This window comes from Marinobacterium sp. YM272 (assembly GCF_050908845.1).
Lineage (GTDB): Bacteria > Pseudomonadota > Gammaproteobacteria > Pseudomonadales > Balneatricaceae > Marinobacterium_D.
In genome coordinates, this window is sequence record NZ_CP194171.1 from 2,525,665 (window position 1) to 2,551,860 (window position 26,196).

At 58.5% G+C, this 26,196-nt stretch carries 16 protein-coding genes; 15 read left to right on the top strand and 1 reads right to left on the bottom strand.

Annotated features, from left to right (window positions below):
• Positions 1-23 precede the first annotated feature (23 nt).
• On the bottom strand, positions 24-1,154 hold the full coding sequence (locus tag ACQUQP_RS11350) for a 5-methyltetrahydropteroyltriglutamate--homocysteine S-methyltransferase (RefSeq protein ID WP_432695144.1): 1,131 nt from the start codon (positions 1,152-1,154) through the stop codon (positions 24-26).
• Positions 1,155-1,909: 755 nt separating this feature from the next.
• On the opposite strand from ACQUQP_RS11350, the gene ACQUQP_RS11355 reads away from it, so the two are divergent.
• From ACQUQP_RS11355 to ACQUQP_RS11425, 15 genes are all read left to right on the top strand, one after another.
• A complete protein-coding gene (locus ACQUQP_RS11355) occupies positions 1,910-2,473 on the top strand; it encodes a DUF4255 domain-containing protein (RefSeq protein WP_432695145.1) in 564 nt (187 codons plus the stop codon).
• Entirely contained in the window at positions 2,470-3,201 is a 732-nt protein-coding gene (locus tag ACQUQP_RS11360) for a hypothetical protein (protein ID WP_432695146.1), read from the top strand. The genes ACQUQP_RS11355 and ACQUQP_RS11360 overlap by 4 nt, the downstream gene beginning before the upstream one ends.
• Positions 3,202-3,293: 92 nt before the next feature.
• Positions 3,294-4,781, top strand: a complete 1,488-nt coding sequence (locus tag ACQUQP_RS11365) for a phage tail sheath family protein (protein ID WP_432695147.1) — start codon at positions 3,294-3,296, stop codon at positions 4,779-4,781.
• A gap of 41 nt (positions 4,782-4,822) precedes the next feature.
• Positions 4,823-5,257, top strand: coding sequence for a phage tail protein (locus ACQUQP_RS11370; protein WP_432695148.1), 435 nt, complete (start codon positions 4,823-4,825; stop codon positions 5,255-5,257).
• A gap of 80 nt (positions 5,258-5,337) precedes the next feature.
• Positions 5,338-5,778, top strand: coding sequence for a phage tail protein (locus ACQUQP_RS11375; protein ID WP_432695149.1), 441 nt, complete (start codon positions 5,338-5,340; stop codon positions 5,776-5,778).
• Between the two features lie 20 nt (positions 5,779-5,798).
• On the top strand, positions 5,799-5,966 hold the full coding sequence (locus ACQUQP_RS11380; protein ID WP_432695150.1) for a DUF5908 family protein: 168 nt from the start codon (positions 5,799-5,801) through the stop codon (positions 5,964-5,966).
• Between the two features lie 3 nt (positions 5,967-5,969).
• On the top strand, positions 5,970-6,650 hold the full coding sequence (locus tag ACQUQP_RS11385) for a hypothetical protein (RefSeq protein WP_432695151.1): 681 nt from the start codon (positions 5,970-5,972) through the stop codon (positions 6,648-6,650).
• The gene (gene vgrG / locus ACQUQP_RS11390; RefSeq protein WP_432695152.1) at positions 6,650-8,377 is read left to right on the top strand and encodes a type VI secretion system tip protein VgrG; all 1,728 of its coding nucleotides are present in this window, start codon (positions 6,650-6,652) and stop codon (positions 8,375-8,377) included. Before ACQUQP_RS11385 ends, vgrG begins: the two co-directional genes overlap by 1 nt.
• 42 nt (positions 8,378-8,419) lie before the next feature.
• A complete protein-coding gene (locus ACQUQP_RS11395) occupies positions 8,420-8,710 on the top strand; it encodes a PAAR domain-containing protein (protein WP_432695153.1) in 291 nt (96 codons plus the stop codon).
• Between the two features lie 43 nt (positions 8,711-8,753).
• Positions 8,754-9,161: a GPW/gp25 family protein gene (locus ACQUQP_RS11400; RefSeq protein WP_432695154.1), complete on the top strand. Its 408-nt coding sequence runs from the start codon at positions 8,754-8,756 to the stop codon at positions 9,159-9,161.
• The gene (locus tag ACQUQP_RS11405; RefSeq protein ID WP_432695155.1) at positions 9,158-12,829 is read left to right on the top strand and encodes a baseplate J/gp47 family protein; all 3,672 of its coding nucleotides are present in this window, start codon (positions 9,158-9,160) and stop codon (positions 12,827-12,829) included. The genes ACQUQP_RS11400 and ACQUQP_RS11405 overlap by 4 nt, the downstream gene beginning before the upstream one ends.
• On the top strand, positions 12,826-16,206 hold the full coding sequence (locus ACQUQP_RS11410; RefSeq protein ID WP_432695156.1) for a hypothetical protein: 3,381 nt from the start codon (positions 12,826-12,828) through the stop codon (positions 16,204-16,206). The genes ACQUQP_RS11405 and ACQUQP_RS11410 overlap by 4 nt, the downstream gene beginning before the upstream one ends.
• Before the next feature lie 69 nt (positions 16,207-16,275).
• A complete protein-coding gene (locus ACQUQP_RS11415) occupies positions 16,276-19,509 on the top strand; it encodes a carboxypeptidase-like regulatory domain-containing protein (RefSeq protein ID WP_432695157.1) in 3,234 nt (1,077 codons plus the stop codon).
• A 13-nt stretch (positions 19,510-19,522) separates the two neighbouring features.
• Entirely contained in the window at positions 19,523-20,854 is a 1,332-nt protein-coding gene (locus ACQUQP_RS11420; RefSeq protein WP_432695158.1) for a contractile injection system tape measure protein, read from the top strand.
• Between the two features lie 2 nt (positions 20,855-20,856).
• The gene (locus tag ACQUQP_RS11425; protein WP_432695159.1) at positions 20,857-26,166 is read left to right on the top strand and encodes an eCIS core domain-containing protein; all 5,310 of its coding nucleotides are present in this window, start codon (positions 20,857-20,859) and stop codon (positions 26,164-26,166) included.
• The last annotated feature ends 30 nt before the right edge of the window (positions 26,167-26,196 follow it).

Below are 26,196 nucleotides of genomic sequence, written 5' to 3' on the forward strand. Positions count from 1 at the left end.
TTAAGCCCGACCGCACTGCTTAATCAGCCCCAGACCTGTTCGGCGATATCGCAGATCAGGCGGATCTTGTCCCACTGCGCTTGTTCGCTGACCTTGTTGCCCTCTTCGGTGGAGGCGAAGCCGCACTGCGGGCTCAGGCAGAGGTTTTCCAGTGGGATGTACTGGGTCGCCTCCTGAATACGCGCCTTGATCACCTCCGCATCCTCCAGTTCGGCGAACTTGGAGGTGATCAGGCCAAGGACCACTTTGCTGCCGTTGTTAGACCAGTGACGCAGCGGTGCGAAATCGCCGGAGCGATCGTTGTCGTACTCCAGGAAGAAGCCGTCGTAGGCGGTGGAGAACAGCTGCTCTGCCACCGGCTCGTAACCGCCAGAGAACAGCCAGGAAGACGCATGATTACCACGACAGATATGGGTCGTGATCCTCATGTCATCGGGCTTGTCTGCCAGCGACTCGTTAATTATGCGGGCACAGATGCTGGCGATCTCCTGCGGGTCCAGGCCCCTGTCCTTGATCTCCTGCTGCTTGGTCGCGTCCGCCAGGAAGGCCCAGTTGGTGTCGTCAAACTGCAGGTAGCGGCAGCCGGCTGCATAAAACGCTTTGACCGCATCGCGGTAGGTGGTGGCCAGGTCGGCGTAGAACTCCTCCAGTGACGGATAGATCTCGCTCAGTCTGGACGAGCCGTCGTTGGCCAGCAGCTCCTGACGCAGGATCATGGTCGGGCTCGGAATTGTTGCCTTGGCCACCGATTCATCGCCGGTTTCCGCCGCTTTCTTCAGAAACGCGAAATGAGCCAGAAACGGGTGCTCGGCGTTGAAGCTGATCCTGCCGCTGACGCGAATGTTGTAGGAGGGGGCGGCCTTGCCCTTGAACTGCTGGTTATAGCCGGCTTCCGGCACATAACCTTCAACGCCGTTGAGGTTTTCCAGGAAGTCGATATGCCAGAAAGCGCGGCGGAATTCACCATCGGTAATCACCTTGAGGCCAGCGGCTTTCTGATGTTCAACCAGTTCAGTGATGGCTCGGTCTTCGATGGCGGTCAGCGCGTCCCTGTCGATCGCTCCTGAAGCAAAGTCGCGACGTGCCCGGTGCAGGTAGTCTGGGCGCAGATAACTGCCGACGATATCAGCCCTTGCCGGAAAACGATTGGCCATGATCTTATCCTTCTAGCATCCATTTGAAAGCCGGCATGGTAGCGGATTGAAGTGGAGTTGTGAGGCGCAATTAACTCATCGCTTAATGAATGAAATTCATTTACTGAGTCCAAGTTAATGAACTTTGTTCCGTTAGAAAGGCACTGATAGTAAGGCACTGAAGCTTTTAGCTGATGATGGCCGGAATTTTCTCCGGCGCTGAACTCGGACGAAAATCAGCGGATTAAACGCATCGAATTACGGCGAAAACAAAACATTAATAATCATGTATAACAATTATTAAAGGTCTATTTGTAAGGTGAGTTATTAGACCTTTCCGGCGCTTGTCTGCCCAGGGTTTTGCGTTTGCAGGCCTGATAGACAGGCAGAGAACTCCGCTTATGCCGGGCGCAGTCGCCGCTGGAGTTCACGCCAACCGACTCCGGCTCTCTATCCCAGGCTGTAAGTGTGAATTAAATAGATTCACATTGGTTCATGCCGTAGACCTCAAGAAAATCACCCCTTACAGCGCTGATATCCGTGGCTGCGTGAAGCTCTGAATCTCCGCAAACGGCTGTAATTTGGAACAGAATCCGGCGTTTATAACGGCACCTGAGGCTTTTACCCCTGCCTGCTTTGACACATGGGATAGTGGCGACTAAACCAGTATTCAAACAGCTGTATCACATCAGCTGCTTATGCTGAATTGAGAACAAGGAGGTGACCGCGAAGATGCATACATTCAAGCGGAGCCGAGCAAACACGGTGCAGGTCAGATGATCAGTGATGCGCTTGATTATATCCGCGTAGAGCTGCGAGATTATCTCTCGATCGCCGATGCGGAGATCAGTGTTGGGCATCTGCATAACCTGGTAAACCACGAAACGAGCCCAGGCCTTCGAATCGGCCTGGTGAATGTGAGCGAGGAGGCGACCCTTCGAAATCTGCCGCATAGCCAGCGTAGCCCGGGTGGCCAGGTTGAATATCAGCAGCCACCGGTGCACCTGAACTGTTTCGTGATGTTCGCGTTCGATTTTGGCACCTATCAGACCGATCTTATCCGCCTGTCCCAGAGCATCGAGATGTTTCAGGCCAAGCGCTATTGGGACAGCACCAATCAACGCGCCGAGAACCCCTTTCCCGCCAACCTGGACCGGTTGCTGTTTGAACTTAACAGCACCGACTTTGAGCAGCTCAATCACCTTTGGGGGATCTTGGGCGGTACCTACTTTCCGTCGGTGCTCTACAAAATGCGCCTGATCAAGGTGCAGGCGGACGAGCAACAGGAGGGGCCGGAAATTACCTCGATCGAGGTCAATACCGAGGTGAAAGTGTCATGAGTTTCCGACGCGATTACCTGCCCCTGTTCGGCATCCATTTTATCGATCACAGCAGTGGCGATCCGATCCCCGGTGTCAGCGCAACCCCCTTAGCTACCTGCCAGCGCGCATTGAACGATCACCAGCTGCTGTTCAAAACGCGCCCCTTCGGTTGCCAGGTCTATTACAGCACCAACCCCTGGGCCTCATCGCCGGTACTGGGCGAGGTGACACGCCGCGTCAGTTTCGATTTCAGCCTGCACCTGCCGGGGGACTTCTACCAGCGCTATCTGCCGGACCTGACTGAGCGCAAACAACTGCATCTGCATAACCTCGCCAATAACGGCGATATCAAGGCAGGCAACACCGTGACCGTCTCGGCAGGTACCGCGGTAGCCGGGGCCGATGCAGTGCGAGCCCTGCCGAAACGTTTTGAAATCCCCCTTAATCTCACTCCGGCAACCACCGAGCTGCAGGTGCGGCGCCAGTTTGGCAGCTCCCTGGTGACATCGATCGACCGGGATGAACTGGGTGAGGGGGAACGGATCGGCATCGATCTGCGTCAGCTCGATAGCGGTCGTTATCGCCTGGCAACCGACGATCAACCCGGCCAGCACACCCATGTGCTACTGGATAACGAACTGGCCTCCGGTGACGCACAGGGGATGGTGAGCATTGTTATGGATGATTCACAGCAACTGGCGCCTGCCGAGGGTTTTCGCTTTGAAGTGAGGTTTGAGCCCCGTTAACCGTTAGCAAGGGAGCCCCAGGGTTTCCGCAGTTTGTCGACGGCCCAAGCAACCACAGAACGTCTGCGTAGTGAGGCGATAAAGGAACGATCATGGCTTTGTATAAAACCCCTGGGGTGTACATCGAGGAGATCGCAAAATTCCCACCGGCGGTAGCGGCGGTAGAGACCGCCATTCCCGCGTTTATCGGGTTTACCGAGAAAGCGGTGGATGAAAAGGGCGATTCGCTGACCAATATACCCACACGTATAACGTCATTGCTTGAGTACGAGCAGCTGTTCGGACGGGTGCCAAACCAGACACTGAGCCTGGATGTGACCCAAAAACAGCTGGATTCATCGGGCAGGATCATCAGTACCACGGTGGCATTCAGTGGAACACCGCCGCGAATTCCCGACTATCTGCTCTATTACAGCATGCAGCTGTTCTTCGCCAACGGCGGGGGGCCCTGCTACGTGGTGTCGGTGGGGGATACCAGCAGTACCGCCTACAGCAGCGGTCTTTTCACGGCGGCAATTACCAGGCTCGAAGAGTATGACGAGCCGACGCTTTACGTCTTCCCCGATGCCTGCTCCCACCGGGCCAGCAATGTCGCTGCCAACAGCGATGTGGCCGATATTATCGATGCCGCTCTGCAGAGCTGCGCCAAGCTTCAGGACCGCTTTACCATCGCCGATGTGCGCAACGCTATCGTCGGTGGCACGGATGATAACGCCGATGTCACCACGGCCCTGCGCGATGAAATTCTCTCCGACAAGGATATCGTCAAGTACGGTGCCGCCTACTTTCCGTACCTGGATACCAGCATCAACTTCCTCACCAGCGATGACGATATCTCCATCGCCAGCCACACGCTGATTACGGTGGCCGATGATGGCAGTGAGACATCCGGTGACGGCAGCATCAGTGACAATACGGCGATCAGCGATACCTCCGTGGTGAACGCCGAGACCGAGGTCTATAACGCCGCGGCCGCATTCGTGCGCCTCAACGCCAAGGTTACGCTGCCACCGAGCGGCGCGGTCGCCGGTGTCTATGCCCGGGTCGACGCCAGTCGCGGGGTGTGGAAGGCGCCGGCCAATGTGGGGCTGGCGCTGGTCAACAAACCTTCCGTCACCATCACCAACGACATCAACGATGGTCTCAACGTCGATACCACCTCCGGTAAATCGGTTAACGCCATCCGCGCCTTTGCCGGCAAGGGGGTGCTGGTCTGGGGCGCACGCACGCTGGCGGGTAACGATAATGAATGGCGCTACGTGCCGGTGCGGCGGTTTTTCAATTTTGTTGAAGAGTCGGTGAAAAAGGCGACCTCGGGGTTCGTGTTCGAACCCAATGATGCCAACACCTGGACCAAGGTCCGCACCATGATCGAGAACTTCCTGGTGCTGCAGTGGCGCGCAGGAGCGCTGGCCGGTGCCAAGCCGGAGCACGCGTTTTACGTGCGGGTCGGGCTAAACCAGACCATGACCGCCGACGACATTCTCAACGGCTACCTGATTGTTGAGATCGGTATGGCGGTGGTAAGGCCTGCCGAGTTTATCGTGCTGCGCTTCTCCCACAAGATGCAGGAATCCTGAACCGACCACTAAATACGCTCAGGCAGCGTTGAGGAACCATCATGGCACGCGACTATCCATTGCCGAAATTCCACTTCCTGGTGGAGTGGGGCGGTCAATCCATCTCCTTCTCAGAGGTCAGTGGTCTGGATATGGAAACCGAAGTGATCGAGTACCGCCACGGCGCCAGCCGGGAATTTACCAAAGGCAAAATGCCCGGCCTGCAGAAGTTTTCCAATGTCACGCTGAAACGCGGCGTGTTCGCCTCGGATAACGACTATTACGACTGGTTTAACACCGTCAATCTCAACACCATCGAGCGGCGTGACGTGATCATCAGCCTGCTTAACGAAGAACACGAGCCGGTCATGGTGTGGAAGATAAAAAACGCCTGGCCCACCAAAATCCAGTCCACGGATCTCAAGGCGGATGGCAACGAAGTGGCCATCGAGTCGCTGGAGCTGGTGCATGAGGGGCTGGTGATCCAGAACGAATAGATGTCGGCAGACACCGGGACGGGTTCGGTCCGGTGACAAGGGCAGTGACACTAATCAGGGGCTGATAAGGATTCTGGGCGATGGCCAACGACTATCCACCGGTCGGCTTTCACTTTCGGGTTGAGTTTGACCTGGCAAATGCCGGTGACGCCGATATCCGTTTTCGGGAAGTGTCCGGCCTGCAGATGGAGCTGGAGGAGGAGACAGTGATCGAGGGCGGCGAAAACCGCTACGTGCAAAAGCTGCCGGTGCGCGCCAAATATCCCGATCTGGTGCTAAAGCGCGGGCTTATCACCAGCTCCGCCGTGGCCGACTGGTGCCGGGCCGCTATCCAGCAGCTGGATATCCGGCCGGTCACGGTATGGGTCACGCTACTCAATGAAAGTCACGAACCGCTGCAGTCCTACGTGTTTGTGAACGCCTGGCCGAAAAAGTGGCAGCTGTCTGATTTCAATGCTGAAAGTAGCGAATTGGTGGTCGAGTCACTGGAGCTGGCCTACCAGTACTTTGAAGTGAAGTGACGTGAATTAGGAGGATAGCCATGCCGATCGTGATTCACGAGCTGGTAGTGACAGCCGAGGTGGAGCAGCGCATCAGCACCGAATCCAACCGCGAGAGTGGCGAGCGCCAGTCCATCGACCGCGAAGAACTGATCCGTGAATGTACCGAGCAGGTGCTCAAGCAGCTGCAGCGACAGAAGGAGCGCTGAGTCATGGCCGACGGCTTACTGGATAAGCTGAAAATCATCCCTTTTGCCGATGCCGAGGGGCTGCAGGTGGGGTTGCCGGTTGCGCCACCCTTTGTCGTGCAGTTCAACCCGGAAACCTACAGCATCAAAAACGAGGTTCAGCTCAACACCGATCAGGTCCCCCAGGGGGCCAACGGCGCCGAGGCCAAGCAGGTCAAGGTGGAGCCGAGGGAGTACACCTTCGATTTTCTGCTTGACGGTACCGGGGCCTCCGGGCCCGCTCTGGACGTGACCGCGCAGATCGAACTGTTCAAATGGACCATCGGCTTCAGCGGAGAGTCGCACCGCAATCACTTTCTGATTCTGCAGTGGGGGCTGTTTGTTACCAACTGCGTCATCAAGAGCTACAGCATCAACTACAAGCTGTTTCGCGCCAACGGTACACCGCTGCGGGCCGTAATTACTGCGACTTTCAGGGAACACAAATCCCTTGAGCTGCAAAGCCTGATCAACAACCTGATGTCACCGGATGTGACCCACGTCCACGAGGTGAAGGGCGCCGAAAGTCTCGATTACCTGTGCTTTCAACAGTACCGCGATAGCCGTTTTTACTATCACGTAGCCCAGGCCAATGGTCTGGATACGGTGCGCCGGATCAACGTGGGTGCCGAGCTCAAGTTTCCGCCGCTGCAGGGAGATGAGTGATGTGCCCGCTTGATGCCATCAGCAGTGCCGACCTCACCACCTACAGCATTGTCTGCGACGGTGTTGAGCTGCCGCAGCAGTATCAGCTGGAGTACATCGATATCCGGCGGGCGATAAACCGTATCGCCAGTGCGGAGCTTGCGTTTGTCGATGGCAACGCCGGGGATCAGGATTTTGCACTCAGCAGTGGCGACGCACTGAAACCTGGCGCCGAGGTGGCGATTCAACTGGGCTACGCCAATCGTAACGAAGCGGTGTTCAAGGGCGTCATCGTCAGCCAGCAGATCAAGGTGACCCGGAGCGGCCAGTCACGCCTGATTATAGGCTGCCGCGACCGGGCCTTCGTGCTGGCTCAGGGCGAACAGTCGGCCCACTTTGCCGGCCAGAGCGACAGTGATGTGATCGCTCAACTGGCCAGCAAAGCCGGATTAGGCGCCGATATCGCCAATACCTCCGTGAACTGGACCGATCTGGTTCAACTGCGCCAGAGCGACTGGGACTTTATTATCCAGCGCGCCGAACTCAACGGTCTGCTGGTCAACACCCTGGATGGCGAACTTATCGCCCAGCCGGTTCCCCAGGCGATGCCGGCGGGGACGCTCAGCTACGGCGTGAACGTGATCGATCTTGATCTGGAAATCGATGCCCGGTCCCAGTTCAGCAACACCGAGGCGATGGGCTGGTCCGCCGTCGAGCAGGCGAACACGACCCAGGCTGGCAGCAGCAGTGTCGCCACTTCCGGCAACCTCTCACCGGCGCAACTGGCCGGCAGCGCCGGCGATAAAACCCGGCAGTTAAGAGCCGATGGCGATCTGGATGCCAACCTGCTGCAAAACTGGGCCAACGCCTGCGTTGACCGCCAGCACCTGGGCCAGATCCAGGGCACCGTCACGCTGCAGGGACGCGCCAGCCTCAAGCCGGGGGAGTGGCTTCAGCTTGAGGGCTTTGGCAGCCGCTTCAATGGGCTGGTGTTTGTAAGCGGGCTGCTGCATGCGGTCTCCCGCGGTAACTGGCTGACGACCCTGCAGATCGGCCTGTCACCGGACTGGCACCGGGAGCGGCTCGGCCAGGTTGCCGGCCCAAGTGGCCTGGGATCACACCAGGGCCTGCATATCGGCAAGGTGGTAGCGCTGGCCGATGACCCCGATGGCGAAGAACGCATCCAGGTGAAGCTGATGACCCTGGGCGATGAGCACCAGGGTGTCTGGGCGCGCTGGCTGAGCATGGATGCCGGCAACCAGCGTGGTGCCGTCTTCCGTCCGGAGATCGACGATGAGGTGATCGTCGGATTTATGGATGGCGATGCAACCCAGCCGGTTGTACTCGGCGCGGTTCACTCCAGTGCCAACCCCGCACCGATTGAGGCGGAAGACGACAACCCTGAAAAGGGGTGGACCACTCGCTCGGGTATGCAGGTGCTGTTCAACGACGACGAAGTGAGCCTGCGACTGGAAACCCCGGCCGGTAACTCGATTCTGCTCAGTGAAGACGAGGAGGCGGTCAGCATTATCGATCAGCACGACAACCGCTGGGTTATGAACAGCGACGGTGTCAGCCTCAGTTCCAGTAACAAGATTCTTATTGAAAACAGCGCCGACATCGAGATCAAGGGGACCAATATCAAGCTCGATGCCAGCGCCAATATAGAGATAAAAGCGGGGGCTAATAACAGCGTTGAGGGCGGGGCGGTAACCACCGTCAAAGGCAGCCTGGTACAGATCAACTGAGGGCCGACCAGATCGATCGGCTATCGATGGAGGGAGCGAACAATGCCAGCGGCAGCGCGAGTCAACGATATGCATGTTTGCCCGATGGTGAATCCGGGTCCTGCCCCCCACGTCGGCGGTCCGGTACTGCCAGCCGGTGAGCCAACGGTCTTGATCGGCGGCATGCCGGCGGCACGGGTGGGGGACCTGGCCCAGTGCAGTGGCCCACCGGACACCATTGTCAGTGGATCCGGCACGGTCATGATCGGTGGCATGCCGGCAGCGCGGATGGGGGATCCCACTGCCCACGGCGGTTCGATTATAGCGGGCGAATTCACGGTATTGATCGGCTGAACAGTCAAACCATCCGCGTAACGGCAAGGGAAGGAGAGATCAGGTGGCGGCAGAAGATCAGATAATCGGGAAGGGCTGGAGCTTCCCGCCGAGCTTCGATTACGCCCGTGGCGGCGTAAGGATGACGGGCGGTATCGAGGATATACAGAACAGTCTGCTGATCATCTTTACCACCACCCTGGGCGAGCGGGTGATGCAGCCCAAATTCGGTTGCAGCCTGGAAACCCAGCTGATGGAGCCGATGAACAGCGGCACGCTGGGTTACATCCGTCACCTGCTGGAAACGGCGATCCTGTACCACGAACCGCGCATCGACGCCGAGCAGATCATCCTGGATGTGGAATCCCAGCCCGGTACCCTGCGCATCGAGGTTCAGTACAAGGTGCGTGGCAGCAACTCCCGTTTCAACTTCGTCCACCCGTTTTATCTGAATGAGGGGAGCGGATCGTGAGTCATCCCTGTAACCGGCCCAATCCGCTCAAGCTCAGCGGTACCAGCCGTGCCGACCGCCGGCTGAAGGCGTTACAGCCGGATCACTTCCAGGTGGATGAACGCACGTTGGCGGATTTTATCCTGTTCGCCCGTCGTTACGCCGACAATATCCGTTATTACGGTCACGACGCGCCTGAAAATGCCAGCTGGCGCCCGCTGTTTGAGCAGGACGTCAGCGTCAATCTGGCCGCGCTCGCCAGCCTGCCGCTGAGCAGTTTTCTGCAGTTCAAACAGTCATTGGTAAGTTTTCTCAAGCAGGGTGCTGGACAGCCCGATGAGGTGCTCAACGCTCATTTCACCCTCTATCTGCAGTTGCCTCTGCTGTTGCTCGATGATCTGAGCCAGTGCTACGCGCGCCTGGCCCGCAGCGAATCCCTGGGTAAGCAGCTGGAACACTGGGCCGGGCGCGAACTCGGTAGCGACCTGCTGTTACTGAAAAGCTATCTGCTGGGCGCTGAGACGGCGCCACTGTCCGGCTTCGTGCTGGCCCCGCTGGATAGCGCGCCATTCAACACCGATCCAGATTTGCCAAGCCCGCTGCCGCTAGTGCCGGAATCGGTGCGTGAGCGGATCACTGGAGACGACTGGAACGAGACGGCAGATCGCCTGTTCGACTGTTTCGACAGCCTTAACAGCGCTGAACTGGCAGCGGTCAGTGCCGATCCGGCGCCTTATCAGTTATCGGCCACGACAGCGGAACAGATAGACGATGCCCTGCGCTACAACCTGCTGGCCGGTGCGGTTGAACGCTTATTGAGCGCGGTCAATGTGGTATTGAATCTGGCATCGGAAGCGCTGGAAGCATCGCTGCTGCGGGATGATCACAGCCCTCACTACGGTCTCTGGCTGACCTTCCTCAAGCTCTACCAGCATCCAAAGCAATTGCTGAATCGCTTTACCCAGCGCCACCTCGATTTCTACTACCGCGACGTGTTGCAGCTGGGAGCCAGGCCTCCGCAGCCCGATCGCGCTGCTCTGGTGATCGAACTTGCCCGGCAACACGCCGAGTATCGGCTGCCGGCAGGGACCCGCTTTGATGGCGGCAAGGATGACGAAGGAAAGCAACGCGTTTACGAAATTCTCGAAGATACCCTGTTCAATCAGGCACAGATAGCCGATCTCAAGAGCTTTTACTGTCATCAGCAGGGGAGTGAAAGCTTCGCCTATGCTGCATTGAAGACTGACACTGCGGATGGCGTCGATGCAGACCTGGATAAAGCCTACCCCCAGTGGCCGCCTTTCGGACCTGTTCATGAGAACAGCCTGGCGCAGGTCGGGATAGCGGTAGCGGACAGCAAGTTGCGCATGAGCGACGGCAGCCGCAGCATCAGGCTCAGGGTCGAGTTATCCGGCAGTGTTCCCAGCATCGTACAGCAGGTATTCGGTGCAGCACTGACCACGGAAGATGGCTGGTTAGAGCTGACAGGCAGTCAGTTCAGCGTCAATAAAAGCGGGAACGACCTTAGCTTTGTCATCACTCTGGATGGCGAGCAGCCACCGATCAGTGGTTATAACGCCGCACAGCACGGTTTTAACTTTACCACCACCGAACCGGTGCTGCGCCTCTGGTTAAGGCCCGACTCGGGACGCTTTGCCGAGTGGCTTGGCGTCCAGACAACCGCTTTGTCGCTGCAGTGCTCGGTTCAGGGCAGCCGCAGTTACTCGCTATCGAGTAGCCAGGGCAGTATCGACCCCAGCAAACCTTTTATGCCCTTTGGCGCCCAGCCCCGGGCAAACGCGGAATTTATCATCGGTGGTCGAGAGCTGTTCTCCAAGCCCCTGCAGCGTCTGACCCTCAGGCCAAGCTGGCAGGAGCCACTAAGTCTCAACAGCCACTACTACACCCAGGCCAACCCGTTTATGACCCGTGCCCAGGTCAGTTACCTCAAGGGCGGACAGTGGCAGAGCATCGATGATGATCTGATGCCGCTGCTGCTGCACAGTGCCAGCAGTGACACCGTGGAGCAGTTCTTCGGTCTGCTGGTGTGGGCGTTTCTGTTCGGTGCGACACCGGAGGAGATTTTTTATAACGATGAAGGCTTTTGGGGCTACATCGCCGCATCGTTTTCGGGCCAGGGGCTGACGCTGGAGGGACTCGACACCAGCGGTGATTATGATCGGCTCAGTGATACCAGAGCTCCCGCATCGGTGGAAGGCTTTGTCCGTCTTACCCTCAAGGACAGCTTCGGGCATTTCGAATTTCCGCAGGAGAACGCATTGGCGATCATGGGACTTAACCCGGATATCGACCATTCCGAGAAGGCGGGCGTTAACTATGATGACGAGGGGCTTCCCAAGCCGCCTTACACGCCGGTCATCAGCGATCTTAAGCTCGATTATCAGACCAGCGATGACCCGCCACAACAGCTGTTTCACCAGTATCCGTTTGGCGCTGTCACTTCAAGAGGGCCGGAACTGTTTCCGGAGCTGTCGAACCGGGGTGAACTCTATATAGGTCTGGAAAAGGCCGACCCACCCCAGTCTGTGTCCCTGCTGTTTGCCGCCGTGGAGGGCAGCGCCAACCCGCTTAAAAATCCGGTTCAGTTGCGCTGGGATTATCTACGCGACGATGCCTGGGTGGAGATACCCGCCAACCGGGTCAGTGACAGCAGTGCGTCCCTGTCCGGTTCCGGCATTATCGCCTTCGAACTGCCGGGCGATGCCAATACAGAGCACCGTTTGCTGCCGTCCGGTCTGCACTGGCTGAGGCTGTCGGTTGAGAGTGATCCAGACGCACTGGCCAACCTGCTGTCGATTCAGACCCAGGCGGTGGCAGTACAGCGGGTTGAGGTGGGCGCAGGCGATCGCTCCCTGGCACTACCACTGCCTGCGGGCGCTATCAGCAAACTAAAAGTGCCGGATACCGCCGTTAAAAAGATTCAGCAACCCCTGGCTTCGGCGGGAGGGGCTGCGGCGGAGTCAACGGATGATTATTACCAGCGTGTGAGCGAACGCCTGCGGCATAAAAACCGAGCTGTGACCATCTGGGATTACGAGCGGCTGGTACTGCAGCAGTTCCCGCAGGTATACAAGGTGCGCTGTCTCAACCACACGGCGCTCTGTCGCGATGCGCAGAACGAGGTTGTTGCTGAAAACGGGATTCATCCGGGCTCGGTGCTGGTCGTGCCGATCCCGGTGATTGATCCCGATTCGGCCAGCGATCCTCACAGACCCTACAACACTACCCAGACCCTGGCAGCCATCGATCGCTGGTTACGCAAGCGCATTTCACCCTTCGTGAAGCTGGAGGTACAGAACCCCAATATCGAGGAGATCCAGCTGCGCTTCGAGGTGGCGTTGCGGGAGGAGATTATCGACACCGGCTTCTACCTTGAGTTACTGAACCAGGAGATTAACCGCTACCTGATGCCCTGGGCCTATGGCGGCGATGCCCAGGTGGATTTTGGCGGCAAGTGGTACAAGTCGATGCTGGTCAACTTTATCGATGAGCGCCCCTACGTGGATTACGTCAAGAATGTGATGATGTTCCACCGTACCGATATTACCTCAGCCTCCATGAGCTGGCAGAACCGGGACCTGGAGGTGGTGACCGCGAGCAGTGCAAGGTCGATTCTGGTGTCTCATCCGCAGCATGAGATCAGCGCAATTGTCGGGGTGAATGTATGAAATCCACTATGACGATCGATCCCCAGCTGCCACTGCACCCCGCGCAGGACTATGCGCGGCTGCGAGAAGAGGGGATGGAGTATATACGCCAGCTCTGCGGCCAGCTGTGGACCGACCACAACCTGCACGATCCCGGCATAACCACCCTGGAAGCACTCTGCTACGCCATCACGGACCTGGGTTACCGCACCGACTTTCCCACCGAGGATCTGCTTACCGGCCAGGAAGGCTTTATTGCCGAACCGCAACGCTCCGGATTTTTCCCCGCCCAGCAGGCACTGACCACGACACCGTTGACGCCGCTTGATTACCGCAAGCTGCTGCTGAAAATCGAGGGGGTCCGTAATGCCTGGATGTATCCCAGACTTGAAACTCCCGGATCCGAGCTGCCGGTTTTTGCCGATGCGTTGAGCGAACAGCTCAGTCTCAGTGCCAGCAACCTTGCGGGCGAAGCGAACGCCCCGCTGCATATCAACGGGCTTTATGATGTCTGGCTGGAACTCGAACCTGACAGCGAGTTGGGCAGCCTGAATGAAACGGCACTGCCGCTTACTTTGCGCAGCGGTGCGTTCAAGGCGAAGACCGGGCAGCTGCTGCTGGTGACAGATACACCCGCCGAGCGCGCTGCCTGGGCCTCGATCGAGCTGCCGGAGGATCTGTCCAGCCTGACGCTGGTGCTGACTGAGACCGGTAGCCGCTCCACACTGATCGATTTGAGCGTCGATGACGCACCGCTGCCGCAACTTAAGTTACAGCTGGATCAACCGCTGCCGGGGGCCGTGGACGAGACGGACTGGCTGGCGCTGTTAACCGGGGATACGCTGCTGCGGCAGTTCCAACGCAAGCAGCAACGGATCGAAACCCTGTTGGGAAGGGCCCGCTGCGCCCTGCATGAAAACCGCAACCTGTGTGAAGACTACGCCAGTGTGGAGACCATCTCCGCCGATCTGGTCGCTGTCTGTGCCGATATAGAGGTGTCTCCCGGCGCGGATCTGGAGCAGGTGCAGGCCGAGGTGTATTTCGCCATCGAGCGCTACTTTAATCCGCCGGTGTCCTACTACAGTCTCAGTGAGATGCTCGACGCCGGCTTCGATGCCGAGGCGATCTTCGATGGGCCGTTTATCGATCAGCAGCTGAGCTTTGCGGGTGAGCCGGTGTTCAACAAGCCCGGCTTTCTGCGAGATGACGAGCTGGCCGGCAGTGAGCTGCGAACCATGCTTCACAGCTCCGATATCATCAACATTCTGATGGATATCCCCGATCTGGTTAACGTGAAATCCCTGCTGCTGCGCAAATATGCGCCAGATGGCACGCCGTTAGGGGACAGCGAGCGATGGTGCCTGCCGATTCGCACGGGCCATCAGCCGGTTCTGTCACTTGGCCGTTCCAAAATCCTGTTCTTTAAACAAGGGGTGCCGTTCATCGCCCGTCAGGCCGAGTTCGAAGCAACCCTGCGTCACCTGCGGGCCGCTGCGATCAAACAGGCTTACAGCGGGGTGGAGGAGGCGCTTTCCGTGCCGATCGGGCGCAAGCGCGATACGCTCAGCCACTATCCCGTTCAGTATGATTTCCCGGCAACCTACCAGATCGGCCAAGCGGGGCTTAAAGCCAACGCCGATCATACGCGAGTTACCCAGGCGCGGCAGTTCAAGGGCTACCTGCTGTTTTTCGAGCAGATACTGGCCGACTACCTGGCGCAGCTGGCGCATCTGCCACAACTGTTTTCCCTCGACAGCGATCTTAACCAAAGCTATTTCAGTCAGTACCTGAATGATATTCAGGGCACGGCGCCCGGTACTCCCGGCAGCTTTGCCGCGGAGTTTTACCTTGATCCATCCCGTTTTGCCGATGTCACCGAGCGCGCTCGTCTGCGCGAAACCCCCGAGCTGATGCAAGAGCGCCGCAACCGTCTGCTCGACCATCTATTGGCCCGGTTTGCCGAGCAGTTTACCGATTACGTGATGCTGATGGTGCGCCAGCAGGGCGACAGCCTGAAAACCAATGCGGACCTGATCAACGACAAGATCGATTTTCTGCGCCAGCAACCGGTGCTCAGCCGTGAACGCAACCGCGCCTTCAACTACCGTCCCCAGGATCTCGCCCGGGTTTGGGATAGCACCAATGTGTCGGGGCTTGAGAAACGGGCCGCACGCCTGGCCGGTATCGACCACTACCAGCGTCGCGACCTCTCCTGTCAGCAGCTGTTGACGACACTGATGGATACCCGCCAGACCGGTGATGAATTCAGGGTAGAGATCAAGGACGCGGATAACTTCCTGCTGTTCAAATCCTGGGAGCTGTTCGTTGATCGTGACGCCGCCATGGCGGTGGCGTACCAGATCTATCCAGCCCTGAACAGTGATGATACCTACGTGATCGAAGCCGATGGCGATGAACATTTCGTCTGGTTTTTGCGTGCCGCAGGCCAGAGCCTGCAGCAGGACCGTCAGTATGACAGTCCGGAGGAGGCGCAAGCCGATATTGCCATAGTCAGGGCACGTTTCGCCGAGGTGCTGGCTGAAAGCCCGTCCGAAACAGAGAGCGAACCGCCCATCGAATCACCCCTGCATCCCGCCAATGTGCTCTTCGACACCCGCGAGTACGGCCGGGATCACAGGGTCGAGATCAAGGATCCGGAACAGTACATTCTTTTCAAATCCCGCGAACTGTTTGCCACGGTCGAAGAGGCGTGGCTGGTGGCCGAGACAGTCTTCCCCGGGGTTAAAGAGATCGACAGCTACCAGATCGATGACAGCGGCGGGGCGGGCGCGGTGTTCTTCCGGCTGGCCGTTAACGGCCGGGTGCTGGTTCACGACGAGCTGTTCGATAACCGCAACGATGCCCGCCGCCGTATCGATCAGATTATCGCGCGCTATTACGAGGTACTTAAGAGCACCGTCTGCAACGACGAGGGGATGTACCTGATCGAGCACCTGCTGCTACGCCCCCGTCGCGCTGACGCGGAGCTGCCGACGGTGTGCCTCGATGAGCAGGGGACGGCATGCAGTGACGAGGATCCGTTCTCCTTCAAGGCGTCGGTGATTCTGCCGTACTGGCCGCAACGGTTTCGAAACCTGGCGTTTCGCCGCTTTTTTGAAAATCTGCTGCGTGAGCAGGCACCGGCCCATATCCACCTGAAAATCTGTTGGATCGATCACTGGCAGATGGCGGCGCTGGAGCAGGCTCTGCACGCCTGGCTCGAGGCACTTGCCAGTGAGGCTTTTGACAGCCCGCTGCTGACCGAGCGTCAAAATACCTTGATCGAGGTGTTGGGATCACTGCGCAGTGTGTACCCAACGGCGACGCTTCACGACTGCGACGATGATGACAGCGGTGCGCCGGTGCGCCTGGGCAGCACCAATCTGGGAGTGACCTGATTGCGCCTTATCCAAGGTTGATCGCCCGCGAAAGCGGACTCATGGGGAACAGAAAGCTGGGACAGGATTATGCAAACTTTTTATCCGGTATTCGAAAGCGGCCAGGTACTTACCAACGCCCACCTGAATCAACTGACCACCTGGCTTAACGAGCAGCAGCTCGCCACCCGTCGCAAGCTGTTGGGTATCGGTATCGTCTGCGGGCTGGAGGTGAGCGGTGGCGATGACAGGATCAGCGTCAGCCAGGGTGTGGGTGTAACCTCCGCCGGCCACCTGATCTGTGTACCCGAAGATAGCCACTACGGCCGTTATCGACCCTACGCCCTGCCGGTATCCACGGCAGTGGAGGACAGCAGTGATATCGATGAGATCGAGGTGGAGCAGTTGCTTCCGCTCGCCGACCTGCAGCTTTGGGAACTGCTGACCGATGAATTTGAGTCAGCCCCCGGTGAGCCGGTTCCCCAGGCGCTCGATAGTGAATTCCTTGCCGACAAGGTGGTGATGCTGTTGCTGGAAGCACAGCAGCAGTCGCTGAAAAACTGCGACCTTAACGACTGCGCCGACAAAGGCGCCCGGCAGCAGTTCGTGGTGCGCACACTGGTGTTAAGTGAAACCCGGGCCCGCGAGCTATGGCAGAGCGAAACCCTCGGCAGCGCCGAGCTGGAACCGAGGGACCTGAACTGGCAGGCGATCCGCGACCAGTTGCAGCCGCTGGCCATGGGCCGGTTGATCGTCAGCGCGGCTCCGCTCGGTAGCCTGGAGGAGGTCCGCAACCAGGCGGCGCAGCTGGTCAACCAGGGCTGGCAGTTGCTGAAAGGGCATCTGCAGGGCAGTTTCGATGGCTGGGCCTACCTGTTGCGACAGCGTTTCCCCCGGGAGGTCTTCCCCACCGATCCCTGGGAGGAGATCAATCCCAGCCTGGCGGGCGCGGCGCAGAATGCCAAGCAACTGATGGAGCAACTGCACAGCTACGACCAGCTCCAGGATGTGATCGCCTCCTATAATGAATTTCTCGATGCAGCCTGTGAATTCGATGCGTTGTGTTGCCCCGAAGAGCGGCGCTTTCCCTTTCATCTGCTGCTTGGCAAACCCAAGCCCCCCCAGGTTGCGACACAACCGGGTAACCTGCAGTTTTCCCAGGTGAATTTTAATCTGGGTGCAGCGCTGCCGACGCCGACCCTGCGTCATCCGTTCTATCCCAGCATGGCGCTACAGCAGCAGCGTCAGCAGTCGGCGCGGATGGTCGATCTCTATTACCGTACCTGGCTGCTGTTCCAGCGCTATCGGTCCGATAACCTGAGTGACAAGCCGCTGCGTATCCTGCCCAGCCGCCGCTTTGGCGAACTGTCGACCAAGGCGATTCCCTACTACTACGATCTGCGCCCGTTGGACGATCTGCATCGCAACTGGTCTCCCGATGCCACCCGGTGTGGTCGCATTGGCCGGGTGAACGGCTACGCCGTCAGTTCCACCGATCCGGATCCGTTAACCCAGGTGCCTAATGATCACGATTTCTACCGTATAGAGGGGCTGCTGGGTAAACCCCTGGCCGATACGCTCGGTTCACTCAAGTCGATGCAACGGGAGCTGGGGCTGAGTTTTGGTATCGAGCCGGTGTTTCTGCCGGTACAGCCGGTGACCACCGATAAAGAGCGCGAAGCACACCTCGCGCTGTTGATGCGCAACCAGACCCTGCTGCGGTTGTTCAAGTGCAGAATCAGCGACCTGGATGCACTGTTTTTACTAGTGCTGGCGGTGATTTTTCAGCTGCTCCTGTCCCTTGTCTACCTGCTGGCCCGCCTCGGCGGCCAGAAAGAGGGCAGTGCAAATCGCGTTGAAGGTTTCGCGGTGGATGCAGTTATGGTCGAGAGAGTGGTCGCTGCAGGAAACGACTTCAATCTTGCCGCCAATATGATCGATCTGCAGAAAACCAGCGCCGGCAGTGAGACCGCTGATTTTCTCCTCAAACAGGTACAGGACGGCCAGATTATTGCCGATGACCTGCTGCTGGCACTGGATGAATCCGAAGACAGCAACGGCATCAATGCCGAGATCTACCTGCGCGCAAAACAGCAAACCAGCGGTGACCTGCGCGAGCGTATCGCTCAGGTGATCGGCGCCAATGCCAGTGAGCCGCAACTGGAACAGACCTACCAGTCGGCGCGGATGCTCCAGCACGCGGAATCTCTGTTGCAGCAGGCATCCAACGACAGTATCGCCCGTTTCGACTTCGACCAGTTTCAGGGCGAGCTGCAGGCACTGGATACCGCCTACCTGGCGTTGCGCCCCGAGGTCAGCACCGACAGCAATGACCAGAAAGCGATGCTGGCTTCGCTGGACAGCAACCTGTCGATGCTGAAAAAACTTTCGCAAAGCGCGCTGCTGACCAGCATGCGCAGCGAACTTACCAAGCGTATGAACGCCATTTTTGAACAGTTCAGTTTTGATGGCTACGTAGACCGCCACAGTGGCCTGGAACACCAGTGCGGTGTTACCAAGGGCGGTACCCTGGTACTGGCTTATACCCATAAAGCGCTGCTGTCGAAATACGCACCGGCTCCTTCGGAAACCGAACCGGAGATCAGCGCCGCCAACTTTGCCGCCGTGGTTTCCAACGCACATATCAGTAGCGGTGCGTTTAATCTTGAACTGGCCAGGAACGCCAACCTGGAAAACCTGGTCCTGGCCAACCGCACCGGTGGCATGGCGCTAACGGAGGCGGTAAGAAACCTTAATCTCAGCTTGAGTACACCGGCAGAAAGCGGCGCGAGGGCGATCGCCGATGAGCTGTCGGTGTTCAGGCCAACCGCCGTTGCCGAGGATGATCCGCTCAACGACTTTGTGGTGGTCGCCGATTTCTGTCTGCCCACCTACTGCTGCGACAGTGACTGCGCAGACCTGGAGTTTGCCCGCCCGGCAAACGAGCCCGAGGCCGAGGAGCCTGCACCGACTACGAAAAAAATCGTCGTGCGTGGCTTCATCGTTGATGCCAGCTCTTCTGTAAACACCAAGGAGTTCCTGGCCATGAGGCGCGATACGGCCAAACCGCAGCCGATTATCGATGCCGAACTGGCCGTGGTCGATCGCAATAACAAGCCGGTCAGGGTCAAGATGGTGCGTGGATCTTTCACCTTCTCGGTTGCCCCAGGCGAATACCTGTTACGCGCCACAGCGCCCGGTTATAGCAGTAGTGAGGAGCGCAGAAAAATCCTCGCGCCTTTGAACCGGGATATGGTGATCCGCCTGGAACCGACAAAGAAGCGGGCGCCTACGGATCGCATCATCAATAGAAACGAGCAATAGAAACGGGTGAGTCATGAGTCGCCACCAGGTCGCCCGCGCTCACTTTAACCTGCGCTGTCAATCGGTGCCGGACAGGGAGCAGCGGCAGCACTGGGAGCGGCTATTCACCGAGCGTTACGCGCCGCTGATTGAAAGGGCACTGGATCTGTACCTGCAAACACTGGATGACCCGGGCGTAACCCTTGAGATCGACCGCCTGCAGCTGGACCTGGGCCCGTTACCAGCTCCCTGGGATGAAGATGCGCTGGTGCTGCAGTTGTGTCGTCAGATCGCCGATCAACTCGGCAGCCAGCCCGCAAAGCATGATGACAACAGCTGGCGTTTGCATTGCTACCTGCAATTCCTGCGTTGGGGGGGCTGGCCCACCGGCAGCCCCTTTCAAAACGCCGCTCAGCCGATGCAGTGGCTCAAAGATCATCCAGAGGCGGTTCGCCCGTTGATCGCATTGCTGCGAGACGAACGCAAGACTCTTTCCCTGTGGCAGCGGCTGGCCTGGCAACATGACGCCGAGGCGCTGGGTTGGCTGGTCGCTTGCGTGGCTGATCTGCTGCAAAGCCCCATTCCCAATTGGCAGGGAACGGCAACCAACCTGAGCAGCACCGAAGCCCGCGTCATTCAGTTATGGCTGCTCTGTCTTCCCGGCGTCGAGACATCGGCGCAACCGCTGGCTGAGCAATCAACGCATCAATTGCCCCTCGGGCAAACCGATACAGACCGCTCCGTTGGATTCGCCGACACCCTGGCCCACCTGATGCGCCGCTTCGGGCACACTGATTCTCTCCGGGTTTCATCAGGCTCAGCCTCAGAGCTTAAACGGGAATCCGCTCAACAAGAGGTTGCACGGGCTGGATCGCTCGTCTCCCATGCCGGGGTGATCCTGATGCACCCCTTTATGGCCGATCTGTTTCGCCACTGCGGCTGGCTCGATGGCAACCGGTTTGCCGCCGAAGATGCGCGCCTGGCGGCGCTCTTTGCCCTGCATTACGCGGCCACCGGCAAACAAAATGCGGACGAGGGCGAACTGACCCTGGCGAAATGGCTGGTGAACTGGCCGGCGCAACAGCCGGTTCCGCGATTATCGCCGCTGGAAGAGATACATTTGGAGGAGATCGACGCCTGTTTGCAGGCGATCATCAAACACTGGAGCGCATTAAAAAACAGCTCCGTTGACGCACTGCGAGAAGCTTTCCTGCAGCGCAATGGCAGCCTGCGGCCACAGGACGAGGGGCTGCGCCTCAGCGTTGAAAGTAGCACCCTGGATATCCTGTTGGCGCGGCTGCCCTGGTCACTGACCGCGGTACAGCTTCCCTGGCAACCACAGACGCTGTTTGTGGACTGGGGGTGAGCATGCAGGCAAAAACCGCCGCGTTAGCCGTCAAGTCTAAAACCCACAGCCGCACAACACCGGTACAGGCGAAGCAGCCTCAGGGTTTAAAAAACGAGGCGGCCAAAGCACTGGGGCTTCAGCCTGGCTTGAAGACCGGTAAGCCCCAGGACCCATACGAACGTCAGGCGGATCACCTTGCTGACCGCACCGTCGCCGGAGAGCAGGCGCTGGGCGACAAGGTCACCCTGCTTAAACCGCAACTCGAAGAGACGCCTCAACGTCAGTCACAGCCCGAAGAGGAAGAGGAGAGCCTCCAGGCGCAAACGGAAGAGGAAGAGGAGCTTCAGGCCAAACAGGAAGAAGAGGAGGAAACGGTTCAGGCCCAGGTCGATGATGAGGAGGAAAACGTTCAGGCGCAGCCAAAACGCGAAGAGGAAGAGGACGAATACGCACCAGGCGATCTGCAGGCCAAAGCAGTGGAGGGTCGCCGCACGGGGATCGGTCCCGGCACGGCGTTTCGCAGGGCGCGCAGCCGAAGTGGCAGTCCACTGGAAAATCGGGTTAGGGACAGGCTGGAGGCGGCGTTCAACCGTGATTTCGATGGCGTAAGGATCCACACCGATGACGCGGCGGTGGTTCTGAACCGTGAATTTGGCGCCCGTGCACTCACCGCCGGTGACGACATTTTCTTCAATCGTGGTGAATACAATCCCGAGACCCGCCAGGGGCTGCATCTGCTTGCCCATGAAGCGACCCATACACTGCAGCAACGCCAGGCAGAGGGTGTCGAAGCACCTTCACGTACACAAAAGCTGCAACCAAAGATCGACGCAAACACCGACAGCTACCAGATCCGTCCGGAACTGCTGGAAGCGGTGGCCCACGCCCGCAGCCAAATCGGTAGCGTCAACGCGAAGCTCCAGGATGCCGAGGGTAATCGCCAGGGCTGGGAGCGGATCCGCACCTACTTCGATATCGCCTTTGGCGGCAAGATGCCGATTCATCCTGATGTAATCCGCCGCATCAAAACCTACACGGACAAAAACGGCCAGGTTAAAGATATGCTGCCGCACTGGTGCGGCATCTTCGTCTGGTGGTCCCTGAAAAGTGCGGGGGTTCCGGTGCCGGACTGGAAGCTCGGCTGGACCTCATCCAAGTTCTTGCAGGCTCGCTCCAAGGGCGAGATACCCCAGAAAGGTGACATCGCCTATCGCCATAAGAACAACCACTTTGCCATCGTATCCGGTGTGGATTTCAGCGGCCCCGGCGGCTCGGCGCGCATCGCTACGATCAACGGCAATACCGCCGGGCAGGATAACCTGGGCGGTCAGATTGAGGAGCAGTTCGATCCTCTGAGCGGCTGGGACGTGTTTTACGACACCCTGGCAAAACTCGATATGCCGGAAGTGCCGTTGGTGAACACAGGTATTGAAACCGATGAGCTGGTGACGACCCCGGACAGTACCGACGAAGAGAAAGAGCCTGCATCCGAAGAGGAAGGGGAGCAGCCGGTCCCCACCGATACCTCAGCTACCGAGACTGAAACAACGCCGGTCACCGAATCGGCTAACAGCGAGGTAGCGCTGGAGTTACCCGAAATCCCGGCTGCACCGCCGCATGAGCCGGTGGCAGCGGTCGATCCTCTGGCGCTTCAGGGCAGCTCCGACCAGATGGTGACCGAGGTAGCCGCGGCCTCGCCGTCGCAGGTTGCGCTGAGTGGCGACAAGTTAGGCGGTGCAGTCAGCAGCAAACTGAAAGCCGAGCAGAAACAGCAGCAGGATAACCCTCAGGAATTGACGGTAAACCTGGCCGGCAATGTTCAGGAGGGGATCACCCCGGCGGAGCAGCTAATGCCGGGGCAGGCGAAAATACCCGATTCAAAGGTCGATGCCGGCCCCAAAACGCTGACACCGGAGACCCATGAAAACCGAGGCCAGGCGCCGTCGAACCGGGCCAACGTTGACCGGATGGAGAAAAAAAGCCTGCTCGGTGGCTTCTTCGACTGGCTCAAGGCCAATTTCAGCCGCCTGGTCAACGGCCTGCCTACCTCGGATAACAACCTCAACACCAGTGCCGGTTCCCGTCAGCGAGTTGACCTCAGCGGTACTGCCGATCCGTCCCGGATGGCAGAGCAACGTTCAGAGGCCGGTGGTGCGCTCAGGGGCAAAAGGGATGAACTGACCGGACAGCTGCAGCGCAATCCCGGCCAGGCCAACATCAAGGCAAAATCGGTTCAGAAAAAGCAGCGGGTAGAGCGCAAGCCTGAACCACAGGAACCGGTGACCACTGAGCCTGCGCAAGCGGCCCAGGACTACGCAGCAGCGTCGCTGCCCGAGGAGGTTCGCAAAAAAGCCGACGAGAAGCTCTCCCTCACCCTGGGACCCAAGTTAAACAAGGCACAGACCGATACCGATCAGGCGGTCAGCAGCCGTGAGCAGGACGAGCAGCAGGCGATTGCCGATGCCGAGCGCGAAACCGCCAGCCTGAATCAGCAGGCCGATGCCGAGCAGCGCCGGATCGTTATCGATAACCGGGGCAAGGTCGCCGGCAAGCAGAAGCAGGGGATCGAGCAGGCTTATGGTGAAGTTAACAGCTTCGAAAAACAGGCGGCGACGCAACAAAACAGCGGTAACGCAACCATTCGTACCAAGGTTAGTGGCGCCGAATCCCAGGCCGATAAACGCCTGGGTGAGGCAGAAACCTTCGCCGCCAGTGAAAAGGCGCGCGGTGATCGTGAAGCCAGCGCCATCAAGGCAGACCTGAAACGCAAGGAACAGGATAAGGGCTGGTGGGACCGGGCGGTCGACTTCATCAAGGATGCGGTCAAAAAAGCCACCAAGCTGATCGACGATACCTTCAACGCCATCCGCAAAGGTGTAGCGAAGGTGATCAATGCCGCGAAGAAATTCGCGGTGGATACCATCAACGCGGCACGTAACGCGGTGGTCGGCGCCCTAAATTCTTTCCGGGACTGGGCCAAGTCACAGGTGACCACTTACCTGGGCAGTACCTTTCCCGGTTTGGCCCGGACCATCAACGGTGCCATCGATACGGTTGTCGACACCGCCGTAGCCGGGGTGAATCTGGTCGCCGATGGCGCCATTGCCGCCGTCGAAGTCCTGGCCGCGGGTCTGGCGAGCTTGCTGGATAAAATACTCGCCGCGTTCCAGACCGCTCTCAAGGCGGCGGTGCAGATTATCGGCGCTGTGATCACCGGCGACTTTGTCGAGGCGCTGAAGATCGCCATCCGGGCGGCGTGCGAGATTGCCGGTATCAACCCTCAGCCGATCTTTGATTTCTTTGAGCGGGCTGGCAAGCAGCTGCTGTCGATCCTGAAAAATCCGGTGCCGTTCTTCAATAACCTGGTGAAAGCCATCGGCATGGGGGTGCGCAGCTTTGTTAAAAACATCAAGCAGCACCTGATCAAGGGGCTTGTTGAATGGCTGACCGGAGCTCTGTCTTCGGTGCCGATTACGCTACCGAAAAAGTTCGATCTCAAGGGCATAGTGCACCTGGTGCTGCAGGTGCTGGGACTCACCTACGAAAATATCAAGGCGCGCATCATCAAGCGCTACCCCAAGGCGGCCAAGGTGTTCTCGGTGATCGAAAAGGGCGTGAAGATCATCCGTGTACTGATTACCAAGGGCGTGGTCGGTTTATGGACGCTGGTCAAGCAGACGCTCGGCAACCTCAAGGAGTTGGTACTCGGCGCCATCCGCGGATTTGTTATCACCACCGTGATCAAGGAGGCGGTGACCTGGCTACTGGGGCTGCTTAACCCCGCAGGCGCACTGGTCAAGGTACTGAAACTGCTGTTCGACCTGGTGAAGTTCCTGGTGGAGCGCTTCCAGCAGATCAAGGATTTCGTGCTATCGGTGTATGGTGCGGTCACCTCCATCGCCGCCGGGGTCCTGGGTAAGGCGGCCGCCGCGGTGGAGAACGCCATGGCCCGCAGCCTGCCGGTGGTGATCGGCCTGCTGGCGTCGCTGGCGGGACTGGGCGGTATTGGTGCCACGGTGCAGAAGATCATCAAGAAAGTGAGTAAGCCGATCAACAAGGTGATCGATAAGGTCGTCGATAAAGTAGTTAAGTTCGCGAAAAAGTTGATCAAAAAGGGCAAAGGCGCCGCGAAAGAACTGAAAGATAAAATAGTCTCCTGGTGGAAGGTGAAACGTAAGTTCACCGCTACCAACGGCGAAGGTCACACCCTGTTTTTTAAAGGCGGGGGAAAGTCGGCCAAGTTAACCATGCGCAGCAAAGAGCAGCCGTATCAGCAGTTTCTTAAAGACCTGGATGAAAGCAGCTTCACCAGTGAGCAGAAAGCACATCTCAAACAGGCGAAAAAAGTCGCCGCGCAAATTGATACCAAGCGCAAAGAAGCGGTGGGTGGCAAGGACAAGGCGGAAAAGGCCAAAAATGCCAAGGCCAAACAGGATGCCCTGGATGGGATGCTGCTGAGCCTGTCGGATTCGACCAAGCATTTGTTTGGTGAAGCCCTGCCGGAGTGGCAGGAGCCAAGCTATGGTGCCGCTAACAGTGCCGGTTTCGGGACAAGTATGGAGATTAGGGTACTCAGCAAGAACGGCGAGGGCTGGAAGCAGGGATCGTCTCCCAGTCAGGCCGCGCACGGGAGTTATGACGTGCTCAACCTGCGCCGCCAGTCCGGAGGGGCCAGCTTCTATGTCCGTGGTCACCTGCTTAACGACAATCTGGGTGGACCCGGGGTCTGGAAGAACATGACGCCGCTATCGCGCCAGGGTAACCACCAGCATGAAGCCCAGGTGGAGAGCTACATCAAAGCCGGTTTCAACAGCAAGGCGGTGCAGCGTTACAAGGTGGTGCCAACGTACAGTGGCCAGAGCAAGGGGCCGGCGCTGAAAAAGGCGATGGCCGACAAACACCCGGCCCAGGCCGATACCTTCGCGAAGATTATCGACGCCGAGCAGAACGTACCCACGGCGCTCAGTATCGAGTCGGCCCGCATTGAGAAGAAGGGCGATAAGTTCGTCGATAAAGAGAAAAAAAGCTGGACCATCAGCAACGATATTCAGCGCAGTGCCGATAAGTATTTCCTCTCCGACAGCCCCAAAATTGTGCCGGTGGCCGTTAACAGCCTGACCAGTGCGCAGCCGTTGAAAGAGTTTAAGCACCCGGGGATCAGCGACGAAGCCGATGCCATCTACAAAGCGGTGAAGGCGCGCAGGGATCAACGGGGCCCGATGTTCGGCACCTACGCTACGTTGGCCAGGGAAACGGTAGATCAGGGGGGTAGTCTGTCGGAGGCGAAGGCTAAACAGTGGAATCAGGATGGCTATATTCTGTTGAGCTGAGGATCTGGGTTGCACTGTCTCTAACCGAAG